This window comes from Austwickia chelonae, assembly GCF_003391095.1.
GTDB lineage: Bacteria > Actinomycetota > Actinomycetes > Actinomycetales > Dermatophilaceae > Austwickia > Austwickia chelonae_A.
Genome location: NZ_CP031447.1, coordinates 1,909,430 through 1,930,531, shown reverse-complemented (window position 1 = coordinate 1,930,531; position 21,102 = coordinate 1,909,430). Strand labels below are relative to the sequence as shown.

Below are 21,102 nucleotides of genomic sequence, written 5' to 3'. Positions count from 1 at the left end.
GCAGGTCGACCGAACTGTGCGGAGGGGCGAACATGAGGCCGATGTTCCTGTTGGGTGAGGCATGGACGGGGATCCGTCGTAGTGCTTCGATGGCCATTTCGATCATGATCGTGACGGCGGTTTCTCTACTGTTCTTCGGGGTGGGTCTGCTCGCTCAACGTCAGGTGGAGACCGCCAAAGGATATTGGTACGACAAAGTCGAGGTCTCGATCTTCTTGTGCACGAAGAACTCCAGTGAGCAGAATTGCAAGCGGGAGGCCGTGACTCAGGAGGAGGCGAACCGTATAGGTGCCGATCTGGCGGCGATGAAACCGGTGGTCAAGGAAGTGACCTTCGAGAGCCAGGACGAGGCTTACCTGCGCTTTAAGGAGCAGTTCACCAATCCCGCTTTCGCGGACACTCCCAAAGAGGCTATTCCCCCGGCTTTTCGCGTGAAGCTCTCCGATCCCAGCTATTACGACAAGGTCTACGAGGCCTTCAATGGTGCGCCGGGCGTGGCATCGGTGAAAGACATCCGGGCCATACTCCAGCCGTTGTTCCGGGTGATGGACATGCTCCGGTACGGGGCCTGGGCGCTCTCAGGTCTGATGATGGTCTGCACAGTCCTGCTGACGGCGACCACCATCCGGCAAGTGGCCTGGAGTCGGCGACGTGAGGTGGCGATCAAGCGGGTCGTCGGGGCGAGTAAGGCTGCCATCCAGCTGCCCTTCATGTTGGAGACGGTCTCGGCTGTCCTGGCCGGTGTCGCTCTGGCGGTCGTCAGCCTGTGGGCCGTGGTGCGCTTCGGGGTCGTCCAGCTCGCCACGCGGTTCCAGGACTTCCGGTGGGTCGACGTGGGGGATGCGTGGGTGGTCGCGCCCTGGATGCTGGTTCTCGGTGTGGCTGTGGGCTTCGTGGTCTCCTGGCTGGCTTTGATCCGGTACGTGCGAGTCTGATTCCTGTGCCGGAAATTCGGCCTGCCATGTGCATATGTCTGCGCATGGCAGGCCGATTTTTTTGGGGGTCGTGCGTGAGTATCCTCACAGGTTGCCTGCTCAACAAAGGTCGGATTCGGCCGACATGAAACGCTGGCTGCGCTTGCGTTGATGAACGCTTTTATTTTCGTATGGTGTAACGAGACTTGAAAGAGTCGAACAAGTCGGACGTCCGAATAAATAAAAGCTCTTCATCTGCTTGTGCGACATTTTCTGAGATGTCGATAATATCCATTCTGGATGCCCGAAATTAAACCCTACGAAGGTGGTTGTCTGGTGAACAGTCGTACTACTCGGGCCAGCAGAATGTCTCCCTCTCCTTCTCGTGTTTCTCGCCTGGCCTGCGTGGCTGTTCTCGGCCTGACGATCGGGATCACGGTTCCAGGCGCACATGCCGATGACGCCGGCCAGGTGCAGAACCAGCTCGAAGCATCCCGTTCGAAGTTGGCGAACCTCTCCGCCCGGTCGCAACAGGCCGTCCTGGCATTGCAGGAGACCCAAGCTGGGCTCGCTGCAGCGCAAGGGGAACTGGCTGCTGCCCAGGCCCAAGAAGCCGCAGCCGTCACCAGGAAGGCCCAGATCGATGCCGATCTGGTGACCGCCAAGCAGGAAGAAGCCGACGGGCTTGCTCGAATTGCGGCGATCCAAGCAGAACAGTCCCGTAATACCGACATCCGTAACAACATCGCTCGCCAGGCCTATGAAGGGACCGGGCTGGAGCGGATCGCAGCGGTGCTCAACACGGGTAAGGCCCAGGAGCTCGCAGACAATATGTACGTCGCTGAGAAGGTCAACGACAGCCAGAACGCGCTCCTTGACGAGCTGGCCAAACAGAAGGCCATCGCCGACGCCGAGCAGGCCAAATTGGCCGAGACCCGTCGCCGGATCGCTTCCTTGCAGCTCCAAGCTGAGGCTGCGGTCGCTCAGGCAGCAGAAGCGCACCGGGCGGCAGAACAGACTCGAGTACAGCTGGCCGCGCTGGAATCCAAGCAACAGGCTGCCGCCGCTGCGGTCGCGGCCCAGCGTGGCGAGGAGGAGGAGCGGGTCGCCCAGCTGCAGGCCGAGAGCAGCCGCATCCAGGCCGAGTTGGCCGCTCGCAGCAGCGGGGGAGGCGGCGGAGGCTCGGCGCCGGTGTCGCCGCCTCGAGGTTCGGGTCGATTGCAGGTTCCGGTGGCCGGGCCGGTCACCTCGGAGTTCGGTCCTCGGGTCAACCCGGTCCTGGGAACCTCCGAGCTGCACACCGGTATGGACATCGGCGCTCCTTGCGGTGCACCGGTCCACGCATCGGAGAGTGGCAACGTGATCCGCGCCGGGGTGATGGGCGGATACGGGAACGCCATCTGGGTCGACCACGGTGGCGGACTGGTCACCACTTACAACCACATGTCGGGCTACGTTCGCAAGAGCGGGAGCGTCAACCGGGGCGACCTCATCGGTTACGTCGGGACCACCGGCTTGTCCACCGGCTGCCACATGCACTGGGAAGTTCGGGTGAACGGGGCCCCGGTGAACCCGCGCGGTTGGTTCTGAACGGGGTGAGTTGCCTACCCGGGCCGCGCCGGGCCTGCTCTGATAATCCGTCGCAGTCCAAGGAGCGGTGCGACTAGGCTGTTCCTTCGCAGCGGGGGTGACGCGACCGGTCCCCTCGGCCGCTCAGCGAAGAACGAGGAGAACCGGTGGCCAAGGAAAAAGGCACCCACGTGATTGCGCGTAACCGTAAAGCGCGCCATGACTACCACATCGAGTCCACGGTGGAGGCAGGCATCGTTCTGCAGGGCACTGAGGTCAAATCGCTCCGCATGGGGAGAGCTTCCTTGGTCGATGGTTTCGCCTCTATCTCTGATGGCGAGATCTGGCTGGAAGGGGTCCACATCCCTGAGTACAGCCAGGGCACCTGGACGAACCATGCGGCTCGGCGCAAACGCAAGCTCCTGATGCATCGCATCGAGATCGACAAACTCACGGCGAAGAGCCGGGAGACCGGTTACACCCTGGTTCCTCTCTCGTTGTACTTCAAGGACGGACGGGCAAAAGCCGAGATCGCGTTGGCCAAGGGGAAACGCGAGTACGACAAGAGGCACGCGCTGCGGGAGCGGCAGGACCGCCGTGAGGCCGAGCGTGCCATGTCTCTGCGGCAGGCTCGGTAACCGACGACCCTGATGGGACCGGATCCGATCAGTGGGGGCTATCCACTCCCTTCTGGTCGGCACCGGCGTACGCTGCCATCAGCAGTGGGCCCGTGATGATTCGGGGTCGATGGTGGAGCGAGGGAAGAGGAGAACCGCTCATGAGCGAACAGACCTTGGAGATCCTCGATGAGGACCGTTGTTGGGAATTGCTCGAGGCGCACGAATACGGTCGGCTGGCCTTCGCGGTGGCGAACGACCCCGATATCTGTCCGGTGAACTATCACGCCCAGGGCCGCAAGCTCTACGTGTGTACATCGGCGGGGTCGAAACTCCTGGGCGTCACGATCAATCACAAGATCGCCTTCGAGTTCGACCAGATCCGTCCGCAGGAGGCGGTCAGTGTCATCCTCTACGGCACAGTGCGGGAACTGGAGTCCCCCGAGGAACGTGAGTTCTTCGAAAGCTTGCCGCTCCGTCCCTGGGTGGCCACCGAGAAGTATCACTATCTGGAGATCTCTGGGGACGAGATCAGCGGGCGACGGTTCCGGCTGGGTGGAGAACCCGCAGCGTGATCGGTGTCGCAGCACCGTCGGGGGCGAAAACTCGTGGCGATGCTGCGCCGCGGTGCGATAGCATGGTGTGTCCCCAGCTTGTTGGCTGTGGACCTTGCCAGTTGAGAACTGAACAGAGTGACATGCCCGCTTCAGGGGGGTGATCGGTTTCGACGTTGACGATCATTCCAGGGGAAGCGGGTCGAGGATGTTGGGTTATCTCGTTAACGCTCCCAGCAAACCAATAGGTGCCGATTCCAAGCGCACCGACTTCGCCCTCGCCGCCTGAGCGAGCCTCGAAGTCCGTCAGCCTGAGTTCGCTGCCGACTCAGTTCCTGGCGTCAGCTAGGTAGCTCGCTGCGTCATCTTGTCGGGGGGTGACGCGGGACTTTTACTCGACTGGGCCTGTCGACGGACGTGTGCGTACGAGCGTCGGGGCCGAGAAAATCCTGTTACGTACTGCACCCGGAGAAGTCCTGGTTCGGTATCAACGGACGCGGGTTCGATTCCCGCCACCTCCACCACCCGGTCGGGCATGTCGCTTCTCGAACTGCCGCGAAGGGGGCACCTCCACCAGGAGGTGCCCCCTTCGTCGATCAGAAGGACGGGTGCTCAGGAGTCGACTGCTTCCTGGCCCTGTTGTTTGGCGATCTCGGCTCGGACAGCATCCATGTCGATTCCCTGGATCTGGGAGATCACCTGGTCCAGTGCTGCCCCGGGCAGGGCTCCGGGCTGGCTGAAGAGAAGTATCCCGTCCCGGAAACCGAAGACGGTGGGGATCGAGGTGATCTCCAGCGCGGCGGCCAATTCGGGCTCCGCCTCGGTGTCGAGTTTGGCGAAGACGACGTCGGAGTGTTTCTCGGAGGCGGCCTCGAAGATCGGGCCGAACTGGCGACACGGACCGCACCAGGCGGCCCAGCAGTCGACCAGGACGATGCCGTCCTGCGTGACCGTCTTCTCGAAGGTATCGGAAGTGAGTGCGATCGTGCTCATGGACGAAGAACATCGACGCCAGGCAGACTATTCCTCGATCGGATCGACATTCACGGTATTCGCTGCTCCGAAGACCCTGCGGAGCTGATCGTTCTCCGCCCGAGGCGCGGACGGTGTCCTCAGGAGGTTGCACGCGTGCGGATCCGCAACAGCGGTTGTCCTTGGGCTGTGGTCTGCGTCGTCTTCGTCGCGGTCCAGCTGGTCGTGCTCTACACCCCTTCACCGGGTGGGGGTGGTGCTCTTCCGGGGACGGACAAGGTTGTCCACGCGTTGGTCTTTGCCCTGCCGGTCCTGGCGGCAGGTTCTGCCGGGAGATGGTGGCACTGGGTGGCTTGGACGATGGTGGTGCATGCTCCGATCAGTGAGATCGTCCAGCACCTGTTTCTCCCGACGCGGAGCGGTGACCCCTGGGATGTCGTGGCGGATCTCATGGGGGTCGCTGGGGCGGCATGGGTCGTGCGTCGTCGAAGCCGTCCGTCCGATGACACCGGACATGTCGCTATTGAGAGACGCTGATAAAATAATGTCGCCTGTCTTGTGCAGGCTTTTCCCGCCGTGTGCGCGCTGCCACGGCGGGTCGTTTTTAACAGGACACTTTGACTCCTCGTCGTGCTTCGTACTTCGTGATCGACGGGGGACCTGCCGGGTCGGCGCTCCGCCCCCCGGCCCGTGTCGCCGATTCCGGCGACAAGCGCGACCTGCTCATGGACGTCGGATGACGGTGACGGTCGGTCGTGCCCGCACCGTCGAGGACTAAGACGATGACACCCCAGAAGCCAGCTGCGGCGGCGAAGAAGGCGCGATGGACCGCTGTCCAGAAAGCAGAAGCACGGAAAAAGACCAGGTCTCCTCAGCGCACCGGGGCGCCAGGAGCCGGGCGTCCCTCGCGGGGAGAACGCCCTGACCACCGTTCGTCCTACGACCGGGGCTCGGAGCGCTCCGATCGTTTCGAGCGTCGTGAGGGGGATCGTCGGGAGCAGCGGTGGAGTGACCGTCGTCCGGAGCGTGGCGATGGGCGTGAGGGGGACCGGGATTTCCGTCGTGGTCGTGATTTCGGTGACCGGGGCCCGCGTCGTTTCGAGGACCAGGGGCGTCCAGAGCGCGGTTTCCGTGGTGACCGGGACAACCGTGGCGGCTTCCGTCGTCCGGAGGAGAATCGCGGCGACCGTGGGTACCGCGGCGACCGGGATCGTGACGAGCGTCGTGGCCGTCCGTCGTCCGATCGTTTCGAGCGTCGTGAGGGGGATCGTCGGGAGCAGCGGTGGAGTGACCGTCGTCCGGAGCGTGGCGATGGGCGTGAGGGGGACCGGGATTTCCGTCGTGGTCGTGATTTCGGTGACCGGGGCCCGCGTCGTTTCGAGGACCAGGGGCGTCCGGAGCGCGGTTTCCGTGGTGACCGGGACAACCGTGGTGACCGGGACAACCGTGGCGGCTTCCGTCGTCCGGAGGAGAATCGCGGCGACCGTGGGTACCGCGGCGACCGGGATCGTGACGAGCGTCGTGGCCGTCCGTCGTCCGATCGTTTCGAGCGTCGTGAGGGGGATCGTCGGGAGCGTTCCGAGCGCGGAGCACGGAGCTCCTACCGTTCGGACTTCCGCCCGGCCCGTGGCGAGCACCGGGGAGATCGTCCGCGCGGTGGGTACGAGCGTGGACACCGGGCAGATCACCATGTCGAGAAGCTGCGTCGCCAGGACAACCCGCCGCAGGAGCTCGCCGACCGTGGCCCGGTCGAGGACGCGCCGGTGGCAGCGGACAACGGCTTCGCTGCGCTGGGGCTGCCTGACGCGGCGGTGCGTCGTCTCGCCAGAGGTGGGATCACCCAGCCCTTCCCGATCCAGGCTGCGACCATCCCCGACGCGCTGGCCGGCCGAGACGTCCTGGGGCGTGGACAGACCGGATCAGGTAAGACCATGGCCTTCGGACTGCCGACCCTGGCGCGTCTCGCCGAGGGGAAGCCGTCCGAGCCCAAGCGTCCCCGCGCTTTGGTCCTGGTGCCGACGCGAGAGCTGGCCATGCAGGTCAGCGACGCGCTCGAACCGATCGCTCACGTACTCGGCCTGCGTCACAAGCTCGTCGCAGGTGGGCTTGCGTACACCACTCAGATCTCCGCACTGGAACGCGGCGTCGACCTGTTGATCGCCACACCGGGGCGTCTGATGGATCTGTTGGACCGAGGAGCTGTCCGGCTGGATGGTGTCACGATCGCGGTGCTCGACGAGGCCGACCACATGGCAGACATGGGCTTCCTGCCCGATGTGACCGCGATCCTCGACCAGGTCCCAGCAGGCGGGCAGCGGCTGCTCTTCTCCGCGACCCTCGACAACGGCATCGACGAACTGGTCGAGCGTTACCTGAATGACCCGTCGATCCACTCCACCGATGAGCCCACGGCCAGCGTCACCACGATGGACCACCACGTCCTGCTGATCCAGCCGCAGCACAAGAAGATCGTGACAGCTCAGGTCGCGAACCGGGAGGGACGGACCATCGTCTTCGTCCGGACCAAGCTTGGCGCGGACCGGGTCGCCCGGGAGATCCGTGACCAGGGAGTGCTGGCAGCCGCCCTGCACGGAGGCCTGAACCAGGGAGCCCGTAACCGGGTGCTGGCGGCGTTCAAGGACGGCCGGATGCCGGTCCTGGTGGCCACCGATGTAGCTGCCCGGGGTATCCACGTCGACGAGGTCTCGGTCGTCCTCCAGGTCGACCCGCCACGGGATCACAAAGACTATCTACACCGGGCAGGTCGGACCGCTCGCGCCGGTGAGCGCGGCGCCGTGGTGACTTTGGCGTTGCCTCATCAGCGTCGCTCCACGGAACGGCTGCTGCGTACCGCCGGTGTCGAAGCCAGTCCCGTGGAGGTCGGTCCCGGAGACGACTCCCTGTTGGCTGCGACCGGCGCTCGGCGTACTTCAGGTATCCCGGTTCCGGAGGAGTCCTACCAGCGAATCGTGGAAGGACGACCGAAGCGGTCCTTCCGTGGTGGTCCGCGCCAGGGCGGGCGCCCCGGACGTGGTGGCGGCGGCTACCGCGGACGCGACAACGGCCGTCGCCGTGAGGGCGGGGAGCGCATGAACGGGTACGACCGGGGGTAATTCGCCACTGTGGAGACGAGTCTGGCCGGTCGGCTGCTGGTGGCCACGCCGCAGATCACGACTCAGGTGTTCCGTCGCGGTGTCGTGTTGCTTCTGCACCACGACACCGCGGGGGCCCACGGGTTGTTGTTGAACAAGCCGATCGGTGTGGACGTGGACCGGGTCCTGCCCGGGTGGGGCGAGCAGGTGTGTTCTCCTCGCGAGCTCTTCCAGGGCGGGCCCGTCTCCCTGGACACCGCCTTGGGCCTGGCGTGGCTACCCGGCGGGCAGCCGCCCTCGTCGGTTCATCTGCTGTTCGGAGCAGTGGGCGTCGTAGATCTGGATGTTCGGCCCGAAGACGCCCTGCCCGGAGCTGCTGGGATGCGGGTCTTCGCCGGCTATTCGGGATGGTCCGAAAACCAATTGGAGGAGGAGATCGACGAGGGCAGCTGGTACGTGGTGGATTCCACGCCAGAGGACGTCTTCTGTCTCGATCCGGCAGTATTGTGGCGGGCTGTCCTCCGACGTCAACCAGGTCGACTGGCCTTCGTCGCCCACTATCCGGATGATCCGGAGTGGAACTGAGCACGCCCCGCCCGTAAGGAGCACGCTGACCGGTCGCCACTACACTTGGCGACATGATCTTCCCGTTCGCACAGTCGAGCCCAGCCGGTCCCGGGAGCGATCCCTTCGACCCCTACGGTCCTGGCGGGCCGCTCGGGCCGTCGACCGCCACCAGCGTCCTCGAGCGCGAAGAGACCTCGACTGAGCAACAGCTGTCCGAACCTGGCGATCACGAACGTTTCTCCCACTATGTGCGCAAGGAGAAAATCCTGGAGAGTGCTCTGTCCGGACAGCCGGTCGTCGCCTTGTGCGGCAAGGTGTGGGTGCCGGGGCGCGATCCCCAGCGTTTCCCGGTGTGTCCGGTCTGCAAGGAGATCTACGAGGGGCTGCGGGAGCCTCAGGACGGCCAGGACTGAGAACGACAGCGGTGCGTTTCGGGCTACGCACGCCGAGTGGTGACGCTTCAGCGGCGGAGACACGGTGATGCATCGAAGCGTGCAGCTGTAGCCCGGCCGATTCGGGTACCGTGTCGGGGCGATGAGTACCTCGGCTGCCTCCCACCTGTCCCCAGCGTTCCCGAAACGTGCGGCTTGGGGTACCGCCTCGAAGCTGCGTGCCTGGCAAGCGGAGGCGCTCGACCGCTACTTGGCTGTGGAGCCTCGTGACTTCCTGGCGGTGGCCACCCCAGGGGCCGGTAAGACGACGTACGCCCTGCGGGTCGCGACCGAGCTGTTGGACCGGGGCGTGGTGCAGAAGGTCACCATCGTCGCTCCCACCGAACATCTGAAGACCCAGTGGGCGGATGCCGCCGCCCGGGTCGGCATCCACATCGACCCGGGCTTCACCAATGGCGCAGGCGGCACCAGCGCAGACTTCCAGGGCGTGGCCTTGACCTACGCAGGAGTCGCCACCAAGCCGTTGCTCCATCGGGCACGTACCGAACGGTGGCGCACCTTGGTGATCCTCGACGAGATTCACCATGGAGGTGACACGAAAGCCTGGGGAGACGCCATCAGGGAGGCTTTCGAACCGGCCACGCGGCGTCTGGCGTTGACCGGTACTCCGTTCAGGTCGGACACCGCTCCCATCCCGTTCGTCCGTTACGAACCGGACGAGCACGGCATTCGCCGTTCGGCCAGCGATTACACCTACGGTTACGCCGAGGCGCTGTCGGACGGGGTGGTCCGCCCGGTGATCTTCCTGGCCTACAGCGGCAATATGCGTTGGCGTACCAAGGCCGGGGATGAGGTGGCGGCACGGCTGGGCGAGCCGATGACGAAGGATCTCATCGCTCACGCCTGGCGTACCGCATTGGATCCGAGAGGGGAGTGGATCCCTTCGGTGCTGGCGGCAGCTGACCGGCGGCTCACCGAGGTCCGCAGGCATGTTCCCGATGCCGGGGCGTTGGTGATCGCCACCAACCAGAGCCAGGCCAGAGCCTATGCGGGCATCCTGAAACAGATCACCGGGGAGTCGCCGACCGTGGTGCTCTCCGACGATCCCAAGGCGTCGCGGAGTATCGAGGACTTCTCGGCGGGGGAACAACGATGGATGGTCGCTGTCCGCATGGTGTCCGAAGGCGTCGACGTTCCTCGACTTGCTGTGGGCGTCTACGCCACCTCGACCTCGACCCCGTTGTTCTTCGCACAGGCTGTCGGCCGTTTTGTCCGGGCACGACGTCGGGGGGAGACCGCCAGTGTCTTCCTGCCGAGCGTGCCGATCATTCTCGAACACGCGGCCAGGCTGGAGGACGAACGCGATCATGCTCTGGACCGGCCGAAGCAGCCTGGAGCCGATGATTTGTGGGCTCCTGAAGAGGAACTCCTCGCCGAGGCCAACCGGACGCAGAAGACCGCTGACCTGGGCGATGAGCAGCTGTCCTTCGAGGCCTTGGAGTCCGATGCCTCCTTCGACCATGTGCTTTTCGATGCCGAACAGTACGGCTTCGTCTCCGAGGCGGGCTCGGACGATGAACAGGACTTCCTCGGTCTGCCAGGGCTGCTTGAACCCGATCAGGTGGCGCGACTGTTGGCTGAGAAGCAGCGACGGCATGCCCGGCGACGTCCTGCGTCGGAAACAGCACAAGTGGCCGGACACCGGGCATTGGCAGCGACACGCAAAGAACTCAACTCTTTGGTCGCCGCCTATGCGCGTAAAACGGGTCATCCTCATGCGATGGTCCATTCGGATCTACGCCGTCAATGTGGCGGGCCGACACTCGATCACGCGACCTATGAGCAGGTCACGGCTCGGATCACGTTGATCAGGGAATGGTTCGTAGGGCGACGTTGAACCGATCGGGTCGGGGCCTTCGTCGGGTGGGCGTCATCGTCGCTGTGTTCTGGGATGCTCCACCGGCTTGACGAGACTCTCTGCTGGCTCGGACCGGGTCTCGCGCCGGTGAGCAGCGGCATGGACCAGTGGCAGGGTCCGCCTGCCGATATGGGTGGCCAGCGCGATCTGGGTGGAAGCACGTTGGACGTCGTCATGGTCGACGATGGTGTCGATCACCCGCTGCAGGTCGTGGTTGCTCCGGGCGACGACTTTGACGAAGAGATCGAAGCTTCCGGTGATGGTGTGTGTCTCGATGACTTCTGGAATCTGCGAGAGATGTCGTACGACGGTCGACTGTCCGGAGGTCTGTCGTATCTGCAGGCTGCAGAAAGCAGTCACCGGGTAGCCCAGCGCTCGAGGATCGACGGTGGGCGCCATCGAGGTGATGACACCGCGTTCTTGAAGGCGATCCAGTCTGGCTTGGACTGTTCCTCGGGCGATACCCAATGCTCTGGAGGCGCCGAGGACTCCGATATGAGGCTGTTCGGTGAAGAGATCGATGATCCGGGCATCGAGCTGGTCCACTCCGCTGATCATGTTCAGGAGCGTAATCCGCCGATAGCTGCTCCTGGAGGCTTTCCGGTGCAGGCGCTTGGCCGATGGTCTGACAGGATGTCTTCATGGTTTCTCCTCCTCCCGGTTGGTACGACGATCCCGCTAACAGCGGCCGCCTGCGCTATTGGGACGGGTCTGCCTGGACTGATCAGTTGGCGGATCGGGCTGAGAATGCACCGCAAGCACCGACGACGGACGGGGGAAGCCCGTCGAAGGGGATGCCACCGGCAGGCAGTTCTGCAGGTCAGACGGTGAGCGGGTCATCAGCGGCACCGACCGGTGACGTCTCGACGACAGGCAGTTCCACTAGCCCTGAAGGAAAGCCGAGTGGCTCTGGTGCGCAAGAATTTTGGCCTTTTGGGTCTAGTTGGGGAGGTGAGCGGCCTGCGCCGCCGAATCAGCCTGCACCGGCGATGAACGAGGAAACGAAGAAATCTGCCGGACATTCCGACCCTGGCGCTGCCGAGACGACATCAGGCGCCACCTCGGCTCCTGCGTCACCTGCTGACGCTCCGGCCCCGGTGCATCCGCCGGCTCCGTCAGCTCCGCCGACCGCGCCCACACCGCCGGTCTCCTCACCGCTTCCGCAGGTGGACCCTCGGCACGGCCTGCCGCAGCACATTCCTGTTGCACCCACGTCTGCTCCTGCACAGCAGACGCATTCCTTGGCTCCCTGGTGGCGGCGGATTCTTGCTTTCCTGGCCGACCTGATGCTGTCCGTCATGATGGCCTTGCCGTTCACCACCATGATTCTGTTGACCCGGTGGTCAGAAGTGGAGTCGTGGTCAGCGGACGTTCAGCGGTCTCTCCTCGGGCGAGGGAAGCTGCCGGTGACCCCGGAAAGCGTGCTTGCCCTCACCGACGTCATCACCGTTGTGACAGTGCTCGTCTACTTCAGCTATGAGCTGATCGGCCTCGGGAAGTTCGGAACGACCCTGGGGAGGCAGATGCTCGGTATCAAAGTCGTCTCCCGTACAGGAGCGCCGTTGACATTCGATATGATTTCACGCCGCAGTGCGATGAAGGTCATCGGTCGTCTGCTGACCGGGTCACCTTTCCTCGCAGGGGTTGGACTTTTCCTCACGCTGTTCGATTTCGGGCGTGGCCTCATCGACCGGAACCGTTGCACCATCCATGATGTTTTGGGTAGTACCCAGGTGGTCATGGCCGCACCACGGACCATGGCTCAGCAGCCGAACAGATTCGGTGGCCCAGGAACGGGCCGCTAATCCGGGAGCATGACTCACCGAGCCCCTTGACGGGGTCGGCGCACAAGAGCGCAGCGGCTTGTGACAGGCTCGATATAAATACAGGGTGAAGATTTCCCTTGCCCGAGCAGTCATGAAGGGACAGGAGTGCGGACAGGCATTTTCGGTTCAGAGCTCGAGACGCGTGCTAGTACGAGAAGGAACAAGAAAGCTCACTACCTGACCGGTCTGGACGGCGTACGCGCGTTCGCAGTACTGGCAGTGCTGGCTTATCACTTCCATGTCCCCTTCTCCACCGGCGGTTTCCTCGGGGTCGACATCTTCTTCGTCTTGTCCGGTTATCTGATCAGCAGCCAGCTGTGGTCCAGATGGGCGGTACACGGGCCGGACCTGAAGATGTTCTGGCTCGCGCGGATGCGCAGGCTTTTCCCCGCGGTCTTCGCGCTCATTCTGGCCTGTACCGTCGCGATGCTGATCGGTGGGCGTGATCAACTGGGGGTCTTCTTCGGGGATGTCGGTGCCGCCGCGACCTACACCTCGAACTGGTGGTACATCTTCCACCAGCGTTCCTACTTCGAGGCCAGCGGACGACCTCCGGTCCTTCAGCATCTGTGGAGTCTGGCGGTCGAGGAACAGTTCTATGTCGTCTGGCCGTTGTTGGTCCTCCTGGTCCTCAACAAGGTGCCACGGCAGCGGGCCCGTCGGCAGATCCTGACCATCGTCAGCCTCACGCTGGCGATCATCTCCGCACTCATCATGGGATTCGGTTCTGCGATGGCCCGAGTGCCTGATGCGGGCGACCCCAGCCGGTGGTATTTCGGCACGGACAGCCACGCCATCGGCCTCCTGCTCGGTGCTGCGCTGGCTTTTCACCGCGGTGGGGCCGGCTTCGGCTCACTGATGCCGACGATCCGACCGGCGACCCGTGTCCACACCGGGATCGGTGTCGCCTGTCTGGGGCTCTTGGTGTCCGCGGTGGTCATGATCGACGAGTTCTCCGTCCCGCTGTATCGCTTCGGCTTCCCGATCATCTCGGTGATCACGGTGTTTCTGGTGGCGGTCGTGTCGAGGCCGGGCATTCTCGAGGAACTCTTCTCCATCCCGCTCCTGCGTTACATCGGGCAACGCTCCTACGGCCTGTACCTGTGGCATTGGCCGGTAGCTGCGTTCACCCGGCCCGATCTCGACCTTCCGTTCAGCGGCGCGCGGGTCATGGTGTTGCGCTTCGTGCTGACTTTTGTCCTGGCGGAGCTGTCCTACCAGTTGGTGGAGCAGCCGGTGCGTCTGCACGGTTGGCGTAACCCCTGGAGCAATATGCGGTGGTCCTTCCCGGTCTTCCGGCTGTCGATCATCCAGTTGGTGGCCGGGATGGCGGTGGCCTTCGCGATCCCGGCACGGGTCGATGTCCCGCAGCCGCAGCTGCCCACCGCAGTGGCTCCGTCGACTCCCACGCCATCCAAACCGACTCCGAGCTTGAGTCCAGAACAAGTGACTCCCCGCTTGGATCTTTCCCTGGTGGTCTACGGGGACTCCGTGCCGGTGGGTGCGCAGAGCGCCCTGCAGAAGTTCTTCGGCAAGGTGGACAACCGGGCCAAGGTGGCCGAACACAGCTGGAAGCTTCTCCCGGAGTTATCCGCAGATGCCGCCGCCGGGAAGATCCGTGCCGATGTCCTGCTCATCCACACCGGCGACAACGGGATCATCCCCGACGCAGAACTGAAACGTGCGCTGGACTCGGTGAAGAACATCCGATCAGTCATTGTGGTCACTCCGAAGGTTCCCCGCAGCTGGGAGCGTCGGGCTGTCCAGTCGGTCCGTTCCATCACCCCTGGATATGCCAATGCCACGATTGCGGATTGGCACACCTACGCCCAGAACAAACCCAGCTGGTTCGTCTCCGACGGGATTCACCTGGCCGAGCCGGGCAAAGAGGCCTATACCCGGTTGATCCTGTCGCAGGTCACGATCCCCGACTCCGAGGGGTCTTTGCCGAAGCCGACGCCGACGACCTCCTCACCGACTCCGACCGCCACTGGGCCGTCCAAGCCTGCGGGTGCTCCGGGAAGAACCGGAGGGCCAGGGCGGCCGACCAGTCGGCCACCAGTCAGACCGACTACTGCTGTCCCGCCCCAGCCCTGAGCGTGGCGTTCGGACGTCTTCGGTCGACCTGCTGCGTCGGACTGCCTGTTTTTGGCACAGTGGGGACGTGCGAATGATGACACCAGATCAAGCGTGTGCGCTGGTCGCAGCACGCGGGGCGAACCCCCGCATCGTGATGAGCGGCAATGGAGCTGTTCCCTGGACCATGGCGCAGGCCCTCGACCAGGCCCTCGCCGAATACCGGCTCTTCATCCTCAACGCCCCTCCTGGGGTTCCTGATCGGGAAGGGGTGGCTCTCGAGTCGGCTTTTGTCGGTGCGGGGATGCGCCGTAGCCCGCGTCTCGACTACTACCCCTCTCGGCTCAGCCACGTGCCCCATCTCTTCCTCAAGGGGCATCTTCCGGTCGATGCCGTCGTCGTACACACGTCGGAGCCGCACGAGGGCAAGGTCAGCCTCGGCTGTGAGATCAATATCCTCTGTGGGGTCATCGATGCTGCGCGTAGCCAGGGCGCTGTCCTGATCGCGCAGACCAACCCGTCGATGCCCTACACCTTCGGCGACGGCGAGTACGAGGTCGACGTCTTCGATGCTCTGGTCGAGTCCGACATTCCTCTGGAGCCGCTGCGGCATGCCGCCCCGGCGGCTACGAGCGGTGTCGTCGACCGTGCGGCCTCCGCCCGGACGATTGGGGCCCTGGTCTCCGAACGGGTCACCGACGGGGCCACTCTCCAACTGGGTATCGGGGAGATCCCTGACGCCACTCTGCCTTTCCTGGCTGAGCGCCGGGATCTGGGCATCTGGACGGAGATGCTCTCCGACGGGGTCCTTGCCTTGGACGAAGCCGGGTCATTGGACACCAGCCGGGTGATCACAGCTTCCTTCGTCTATGGTTCGGCCGAGTTGTACCGGTGGATCGACCGGAACCCTCGGGTCCGGGTACTGCGGACGGAGACGGTGAACTCGCCCAGCCGGATCAGTCAGAATCCGGCGATGGTCAGCATCAACACCGCTCTTCAGGTGGATCTGCTCGACCAGGCCAATGCTTCTCGGATCAAGGCGCGCATCCATTCCGGTTTCGGTGGACAAACCGATTTCACGGTCGGTGCGATGCATGCCCCCGGTGGGCAGGCGATCATGGCATTGCGCAGTTGGCATCCCAAAGCCGATGTGTCGACGATCGTCCCTTTGCTGGACGAACCGGTGACCTCTTTCCAGCACACCTGCGTGATCACCGAGAACGGTGTCGCTGAAATGGCTGGCTGTTCGGAGAAGCGGCAGGCTGCGAACCTCATCGAACGAGCCGCACACCCCCGAGTGCGGGACGAACTGTGGGACGAGGCCCGCAACCTGGGCCTGGCCTGACGTCGTTCACCGGTTGAGCCGTGCAGGCTCAGCCGGTGAATGTCCCCGCGAGTTCCACTCCTGCTTCGCGAAGCTCGGCAAGAGCACGGATGGTGCTCTCCTTGGCGACGCCTGCGGTCAGGTCGAGTAGCAGACGCACCGGGAAACCGGCAGCGGCAGCGTCCAGAGCTGTGGCGCGCACACAGTAGTCGGTGGCCAGCCCCGCGATGTCGACAGCATGGACGCCATTCGCCCGTAGCCAGTCGGCCAAGGCCACCTGCTGGCCGTCTTCCACGGTGGAACCTTCGAAAGCGCTGTAGGCGGCGCTGTGCTCACCCTTACGGAAGATCGCATCCACTTTCTGTGCCTGATCGTCCCACGCCGGATGGAACTGGGCCCCAGCGGAGCCCGCCGCACAGTGCCGGGGCCAGCCGTCAACGAAATCCGGCTTGTCCGACCAATGCGATCCAGGATCGACATGCCAGTCGGCACTGGCGACCACCGCCACATAGTCCGGGGTGTGGCATCGGAGGTAGTCAGCGATGTCGACGGCGACTTTGGCCCCTCCTGGGACAGGCAGACTTCCTCCTTCGCAGAAGTCGTTCTGCACGTCCACGACGATCAACGCTCGGTCGTCTGCGGTCATTTCTCCTCCTGAGGGCGTAGGGGTCAGCGGATGTCGTCCTGAAAGATCGTAGGGATGACGGGCTCGCCACGAGAGAGACGACGCGCACCGGCCGGCAATTCGGCCAGAGCTCTCTTGTGGTGGGCGCGAGCGATGTCCGCCCCGGTGTCCGCCACGATCTCACCGTGGCGGACGAGCTCGACGAGCAGGGATCGGTCGTGCTCCTGAGCAGCAGGCTCTTCACCGATGCCGATGACCTCGGCTTCGGCATCGCCGGAAGGTCCTATTCGACGCAGCGCGTGCTTGCGTCCGCCGACCGAGGCCTTGTCCTTGCTGCGTTTGGCGACATCGACCAGATCTCCGTCCTCGTCGGCCCGCGAGACCAGCTTGTAGACGAGCCCCGCAGTGGGGTGCCCCGACCCGGTCACCAGGGAGGTGCCGACACCGTAGGCGTCGACCGGGGCGGCCGCCAGGGCAGCGATGGCATGTTCGTCCAGGTCGGAGGTGACCACGATGCGGGTCTTCGTCGCACCGAGCGAGTCGAGCAGGGCTCGGACGTCGTAGGCCTGGGTGACGAGATCGCCGGAGTCGATGCGTACCGCGCCGAGCTCCGGACCGGCGATGTCCACGGCGCGGGTCACCGCCCGGACGACGTCATAGGTGTCGACCAGGAGGGTCGTGGAGGCGCCCAAACTGTCCACCTGCGCCTGGAAGGCAGCCTCTTCGCCGTCGTGCAGGAGAGTGAAACTGTGCGCCGACGTGCCGGCGCTGGGGATCCCGAACCGCCGGGCCGCCTCCAGGTTGGACGTCGTGGAGAAACCACACACGTAGGCGGCATGAGCAGCTGCGACCGCCGCTTCCTCATGGGTGCGCCGTGACCCCATCTCGATCAGTGGACGCCCCCCGGCGGCGGTCGCCATCCGGGAAGCCGCCGAGGCGACCGCGCAGTCGTGGTTGTAGATCGACAGCAGGAGCGTTTCCAGGATGCAGGCCTCGGCGAAAGTGCCTTCGACCACGAGCAGCGGCGAACCGGGGAAGTAGATCTCACCTTCCCGATAACCCCACATGTTCCCGGTGAAGGCGTAATCGCTGAGGAAGTCGATGGTCTTGGTATCGACGACTTTGCGCGCCGCGAGGAAGTCGAGCTCTGCTTCCTGAAAACGGAACTCCCGCAAGGAATCCAACATTCTGCCCACTCCGGCGACCACTCCGTAGCGCCGCCCGTCAGGCAGCCGCCGCCCGAAGAGCTCGAAGATGCTGTGACGATGCGCGGCGCCCGAATGAAGAGCAGCCTGCAGCATGGTCAACTCGTAGTGGTCGGTCAGGAGTGCGGTGCTGGTCACGGGCACACTCTATTGTGGTGCCGTGTCGACTGCCCCCACGGACCAGCTGCTCCAGCTCGAAGAGACCACGGTGGACGTGGACGTTCCCTGGGTGACCATCGTCTGGAACGACCCGGTCAACCTGATGAGTTACGTGACCTGGGTCTTCCGTAGCTACTTCGGATTCTCCCAGGAAAAAGCCCATTCCCTGATGCTCGACGTGCACCACAAGGGCCGCGCGGTCGTGGCCAGCGGTCCCCGCGAGCAGATGGAACGGCACACCGAAGCGCTCCAGGGCTACGGCCTGTGGGCGACCTACCAGAAGGACGAGTAGATGGCCCACGCCTTCCGCTTCCGACAAGGACATTTCGTCACCCGCCTCGACAGCGACGAACGGGCGCTGCTGATCGCCCTCATGGGACAGGTGCACCGCCTCGTCTCCCGCCCCGTCACCCCGAGCACCGGTGACGACTTCGAGGACCTGATGCGCGGAGCCGGACTCGCCGACCTGAGCGAAGCCACGGGGCGTCTGCATGACGACGACCTGGACGACCCCGGCCGAGACCCGGCCCTGGACAGGCTCCTCCCGGATGCACACCGGGAAGACCCCCTGGCAGCCGCCGAATTCCGACGCATGGTGGCCCCAGGCCTCCGCGATCGCAAAGCCGCCAACCTGGAAACCGCGATCGCCCTGCTCAGCGCCGACCCCACCGGGAAAGACAGCACCGAAGAAACCGACGAACTCCTCCTCGACCAGGACGACGCACAAGCACTCGCCATGGCGCTCACCGACGTACGACTCGTCCTGGGCGACCGACTCGACCTGCGCACGGACGACGACGGCGACCGACTCGAACAGGCCGTCGCCGAGGACACCCTCGACGAGAAGACCCTCGAACTCGTGATGATCTACGACTTCCTCACCTGGCTACAGGAATCCCTCTCCGAAGCACTCCTCCACGCCCTGGACGACCCGACCTGAGACACACCTGGGAGAAAGCCACACCCCGCCGCCCTCTATAGTCGTCGTCGTGGTGGACGCTCCGATCGGTATCTTCGACTCCGGCTACGGCGGCCTGACCGTCGCACGAGCCGTCCTGGACCAGCTCCCGCACGAAGCCGTCGAATACTTCGGCGACACTGCGCGCGCACCCTACGGACCGCGGCCCATCGCGCAGACCCGCCAGTACGCCCTGGAATGCCTCGACGGGCTGGTCGACCGCGGAGTCAAGGTCCTCGTCATCGCCTGCAATACGGCCAGCGCCGCCGTCCTGCACGACGCCCGGGAACGCTATGACGTCCCCGTCGTCGAAGTGATCCGCCCAGCAGTCCGCCGAGCCGCCGCCGCGACCCGCAACCAGAAGGTCGGCGTGATCTCCACCCGTGGCACCCACCAGAGCCGGGCCTACCCCGACGCCTTCGCGGCCGCACCGCAGATCGACGTCCTCAGCCAGCCCTGCCCCCGCTTCGTGGACTTCGTGGAGCAAGGCATCACCGGAGGAGACGACCTCCTCGCCGCCGCCCACGAATACCTGGACCCGGTCGTCGCCGCAGGGGTCGACACCCTGATCCTGGGCTGCACCCACTATCCGCTCCTCACCGGGGTGATCAGCTATGTCGTCGGCGACCTGGTGACCCTCGTCTCCTCAGCCGAAGAAACCGCGAAAGACGTCTACCGCGTCCTGGCCGACCGCGGCGAACTCCGCGCCGACACCCTCGCCGCACCGGAACACCGCTTCACGACCACCGGCGACCCCGCTGAATTCGCGCAGCTGGCCAAACGCTTCCTCGGCCCCGAGGTCACCGGCGTCTACCGAGGCAGCGCCCAGGACAACTGAGCTGTCGACCGGGAACGGACCGCTTCCGATCCCGATAGGGTTTCGACCATGACGACCCGACACGACGGCCGCACCGCGGACCAGCTCCGCGACATCCGCATCACCCGTAACTGGCTCGACCACGCCGAAGGCAGCGTCCTGGTGGAATTCGGCCGCACCAGGGTGCTCTGCGCAGCCAGCTTCACCGAAGGCGTACCGCGCTGGCTGAAAGGCCAGGGCAAAGGGTGGGTCACCGCCGAGTACGCGATGCTTCCCCGCTCCACCAACACCCGCAACGACCGCGAGTCGGTCAAAGGCAAGATCGGCGGCCGCACCCACGAGATCTCCCGGCTCGTCGGCCGATCCCTCCGCGCCGTCGTCGACATGAAAGCCCTGGGGGAGAACACCGTCGTCCTGGACTGCGACGTCCTCCAGGCCGACGGCGGCACCCGCACCGCAGCCATCACCGGAGCCTATGTGGCGCTCGCTGACGCGGTGGCCGCGGGGAAGGCCTCCCGGGCAATCCGTTCTTCCGCGACGGTGCTCACCGGTTCGGTGTCCGCGGTCAGTGTCGGTGTCGTCAAGGGTGAGCCGGTGCTGGACCTGGACTATGTGGAGGATGTCGACGCCGACACCGACATGAATGTCGTGATGACCGGGGACGGACGTTTCGTGGAGGTGCAGGGCACAGCGGAAGGTGAGCCTTTCGACCGCGCTCTGCTCGACGGGCTGCTGTCGCTGGCCGAGATCGGTTGCGCCCGTTTGACGGCCCTACAGCAGGCTGCACTGGACGCCCCGGCCCGGGAGCGCACCCGATGAATGCCTCGTCGACCGACCGCCGGATCGTCCTGGCGACCCGCAATGAGGGCAAGGTCGCTGAGCTACGGGTGATCCTCGCCGACGTCCTCGCCGAGATCGGTGCCGAACTGGTGGGCGTCGGGGATTTCCCCGAGGTCGCCGATGTCGTCGAGACCGGGGTGACCTTCGCGGCGAATGCCACGTTGAAGGCGACCACGGTGGCCGCAGCCACCGGGCTACCTGCCCTGGCGGATGATTCGGGCCTGGCGGTGGATGTCTTGGGCGGCGCTCCGGGCGTCTTCAGCGCGCGCTGGTCGGGCCGGCACGGTGACGACCGGGCCAACCTGGAGCTTCTGCTCGCTCAACTGGCCGATGTGCCCGACGAGGAGCGTGGCGCAGCCTTCGTCTGTGCAGCGGCCTTGGCGATCCCGGACGGAAGCGGCACCGTCGAGGGGTGCACCACGGTGGTCCGGAAGGGGCGTTTCCCTGGAACATTGACCCGTGAGCCTCGTGGGGAGAACGGTTTCGGGTACGACCCGATCCTCCTGGTGGAGGGCGACGAGCGGACCGCAGCGCAGCTGTCCTCGGCGGAGAAGAACGCGATCAGCCACCGGGGTCAGGCCTTCCGGGTGTTGTCCGCGGACCTGCGGGAGCGCTTGGGCCGGCACTGAACGGGGCGATGTCGCGCCCGGAGGCCGACGTCGGAACCAACGGCGGCC

General features: G+C 64.9%; 22 protein-coding genes, 1 other RNA gene and 1 pseudogene. 20 read left to right on the top strand and 4 right to left on the bottom strand.

Annotation, left to right across the window (positions count from 1 at the left end; all coding sequences use genetic code 11):
* Positions 1 to 32 precede the first annotated feature (32 nt).
* The 5 genes from ftsX to ssrA all read left to right on the top strand — a co-directional run bounded on the left by ftsX (position 33) and on the right by ssrA (position 4,178).
* Positions 33 to 935, top strand: a complete 903-nt coding sequence (gene ftsX, locus DX923_RS08425; RefSeq protein WP_240322561.1) for a permease-like cell division protein FtsX — start codon at positions 33 to 35, stop codon at positions 933 to 935.
* A 315-nt stretch (positions 936 to 1,250) separates the two neighbouring features.
* Positions 1,251 to 2,504: a M23 family metallopeptidase gene (locus DX923_RS08420; RefSeq protein ID WP_162872860.1), complete on the top strand. Its 1,254-nt coding sequence runs from the start codon at positions 1,251 to 1,253 to the stop codon at positions 2,502 to 2,504.
* Positions 2,505 to 2,650: 146 nt separating this feature from the next.
* A complete protein-coding gene (smpB, locus tag DX923_RS08415; RefSeq protein ID WP_116114067.1) occupies positions 2,651 to 3,121 on the top strand; it encodes an SsrA-binding protein SmpB in 471 nt (156 codons plus the stop codon).
* A 140-nt stretch (positions 3,122 to 3,261) separates the two neighbouring features.
* Entirely contained in the window at positions 3,262 to 3,675 is a 414-nt protein-coding gene (locus tag DX923_RS08410) for a pyridoxamine 5'-phosphate oxidase family protein (protein ID WP_116114066.1), read from the top strand.
* 135 nt (positions 3,676 to 3,810) lie between these two features.
* Positions 3,811 to 4,178, top strand: a transfer-messenger RNA (tmRNA) gene (ssrA, locus tag DX923_RS08405).
* An 88-nt stretch (positions 4,179 to 4,266) separates the two neighbouring features.
* On the opposite strand, the gene DX923_RS08400 is transcribed toward ssrA, so the two are convergent.
* Positions 4,267 to 4,647, bottom strand: coding sequence for a thioredoxin family protein (locus DX923_RS08400; RefSeq protein WP_116114064.1), 381 nt, complete (start codon positions 4,645 to 4,647; stop codon positions 4,267 to 4,269).
* A gap of 135 nt (positions 4,648 to 4,782) precedes the next feature.
* Between DX923_RS08400 and DX923_RS08395 the strand changes: the two genes are divergently transcribed.
* From DX923_RS08395 to DX923_RS08375, 6 genes are all read left to right on the top strand, one after another.
* On the top strand, positions 4,783 to 5,163 hold the full coding sequence (locus DX923_RS08395; protein ID WP_205413010.1) for a VanZ family protein: 381 nt from the start codon (positions 4,783 to 4,785) through the stop codon (positions 5,161 to 5,163).
* A gap of 80 nt (positions 5,164 to 5,243) precedes the next feature.
* Positions 5,244 to 5,366, top strand: a complete 123-nt coding sequence (locus tag DX923_RS16925) for a hypothetical protein (RefSeq protein WP_275895828.1) — start codon at positions 5,244 to 5,246, stop codon at positions 5,364 to 5,366.
* A 42-nt stretch (positions 5,367 to 5,408) separates the two neighbouring features.
* Positions 5,409 to 7,739: a DEAD/DEAH box helicase gene (locus DX923_RS16695; RefSeq protein ID WP_240322559.1), complete on the top strand. Its 2,331-nt coding sequence runs from the start codon at positions 5,409 to 5,411 to the stop codon at positions 7,737 to 7,739.
* Positions 7,740 to 7,748: 9 nt separating this feature from the next.
* Positions 7,749 to 8,303: a YqgE/AlgH family protein gene (locus DX923_RS08385; protein ID WP_116114063.1), complete on the top strand. Its 555-nt coding sequence runs from the start codon at positions 7,749 to 7,751 to the stop codon at positions 8,301 to 8,303.
* A gap of 53 nt (positions 8,304 to 8,356) precedes the next feature.
* Positions 8,357 to 8,698, top strand: a complete 342-nt coding sequence (locus DX923_RS08380; protein WP_116114061.1) for a DUF3039 domain-containing protein — start codon at positions 8,357 to 8,359, stop codon at positions 8,696 to 8,698.
* A gap of 121 nt (positions 8,699 to 8,819) precedes the next feature.
* Entirely contained in the window at positions 8,820 to 10,574 is a 1,755-nt protein-coding gene (locus DX923_RS08375; protein ID WP_116114059.1) for a DEAD/DEAH box helicase, read from the top strand.
* 33 nt (positions 10,575 to 10,607) lie between these two features.
* Here DX923_RS08375 and DX923_RS08370 read toward each other — a convergent pair whose 3' ends face one another.
* Entirely contained in the window at positions 10,608 to 11,153 is a 546-nt protein-coding gene (locus DX923_RS08370) for an Lrp/AsnC family transcriptional regulator (protein WP_116114058.1), read from the bottom strand.
* A gap of 83 nt (positions 11,154 to 11,236) precedes the next feature.
* On the opposite strand from DX923_RS08370, the pseudogene DX923_RS16165 reads away from it, so the two are divergent.
* From DX923_RS16165 to DX923_RS08355, 4 genes and pseudogenes are all read left to right on the top strand, one after another.
* Positions 11,237 to 11,305, top strand: a pseudogene (locus DX923_RS16165) (DUF2510 domain-containing protein); the annotation flags it as partial.
* Between the two features lie 279 nt (positions 11,306 to 11,584).
* Positions 11,585 to 12,400, top strand: a complete 816-nt coding sequence (locus DX923_RS08365; protein WP_162872654.1) for an RDD family protein — start codon at positions 11,585 to 11,587, stop codon at positions 12,398 to 12,400.
* A gap of 126 nt (positions 12,401 to 12,526) precedes the next feature.
* Positions 12,527 to 14,518 (top strand): acyltransferase family protein, encoded by a 1,992-nt coding sequence (locus DX923_RS08360; RefSeq protein WP_162872859.1) that lies wholly within the window; start codon positions 12,527 to 12,529, stop codon positions 14,516 to 14,518.
* A gap of 73 nt (positions 14,519 to 14,591) precedes the next feature.
* Positions 14,592 to 15,842, top strand: coding sequence for an acetyl-CoA hydrolase/transferase family protein (locus DX923_RS08355; protein ID WP_346218080.1), 1,251 nt, complete (start codon positions 14,592 to 14,594; stop codon positions 15,840 to 15,842).
* A 28-nt stretch (positions 15,843 to 15,870) separates the two neighbouring features.
* Here DX923_RS08355 and DX923_RS08350 read toward each other — a convergent pair whose 3' ends face one another.
* Positions 15,871 to 16,467 carry an isochorismatase family protein gene (locus tag DX923_RS08350; protein WP_116114053.1) on the bottom strand — a complete coding sequence of 199 codons (597 nt, stop codon included), beginning with the start codon at positions 16,465 to 16,467 and terminating at the stop codon, positions 15,871 to 15,873.
* Positions 16,468 to 16,490: 23 nt separating this feature from the next.
* Positions 16,491 to 17,747, bottom strand: a complete 1,257-nt coding sequence (locus DX923_RS08345; RefSeq protein ID WP_240322829.1) for a nicotinate phosphoribosyltransferase — start codon at positions 17,745 to 17,747, stop codon at positions 16,491 to 16,493.
* 64 nt (positions 17,748 to 17,811) lie between these two features.
* Between DX923_RS08345 and clpS the strand changes: the two genes are divergently transcribed.
* The 5 genes from clpS to rdgB are packed head-to-tail and all read left to right on the top strand — an operon-like array spanning position 17,812 to position 21,054.
* Positions 17,812 to 18,102, top strand: a complete 291-nt coding sequence (gene clpS / locus DX923_RS08340) for an ATP-dependent Clp protease adapter ClpS (protein WP_205413009.1) — start codon at positions 17,812 to 17,814, stop codon at positions 18,100 to 18,102.
* A complete protein-coding gene (locus tag DX923_RS08335; protein ID WP_116114049.1) occupies positions 18,103 to 18,750 on the top strand; it encodes a DUF2017 family protein in 648 nt (215 codons plus the stop codon).
* 49 nt (positions 18,751 to 18,799) lie between these two features.
* Positions 18,800 to 19,606 (top strand): glutamate racemase, encoded by an 807-nt coding sequence (gene murI, locus DX923_RS08330; protein WP_116114048.1) that lies wholly within the window; start codon positions 18,800 to 18,802, stop codon positions 19,604 to 19,606.
* Between the two features lie 48 nt (positions 19,607 to 19,654).
* Entirely contained in the window at positions 19,655 to 20,404 is a 750-nt protein-coding gene (gene rph / locus DX923_RS08325; protein WP_116114046.1) for a ribonuclease PH, read from the top strand.
* Positions 20,401 to 21,054 (top strand): RdgB/HAM1 family non-canonical purine NTP pyrophosphatase, encoded by a 654-nt coding sequence (rdgB, locus tag DX923_RS08320; RefSeq protein ID WP_116114045.1) that lies wholly within the window; start codon positions 20,401 to 20,403, stop codon positions 21,052 to 21,054. Before rph ends, rdgB begins: the two co-directional genes overlap by 4 nt.
* Positions 21,055 to 21,102 lie beyond the last annotated feature (48 nt).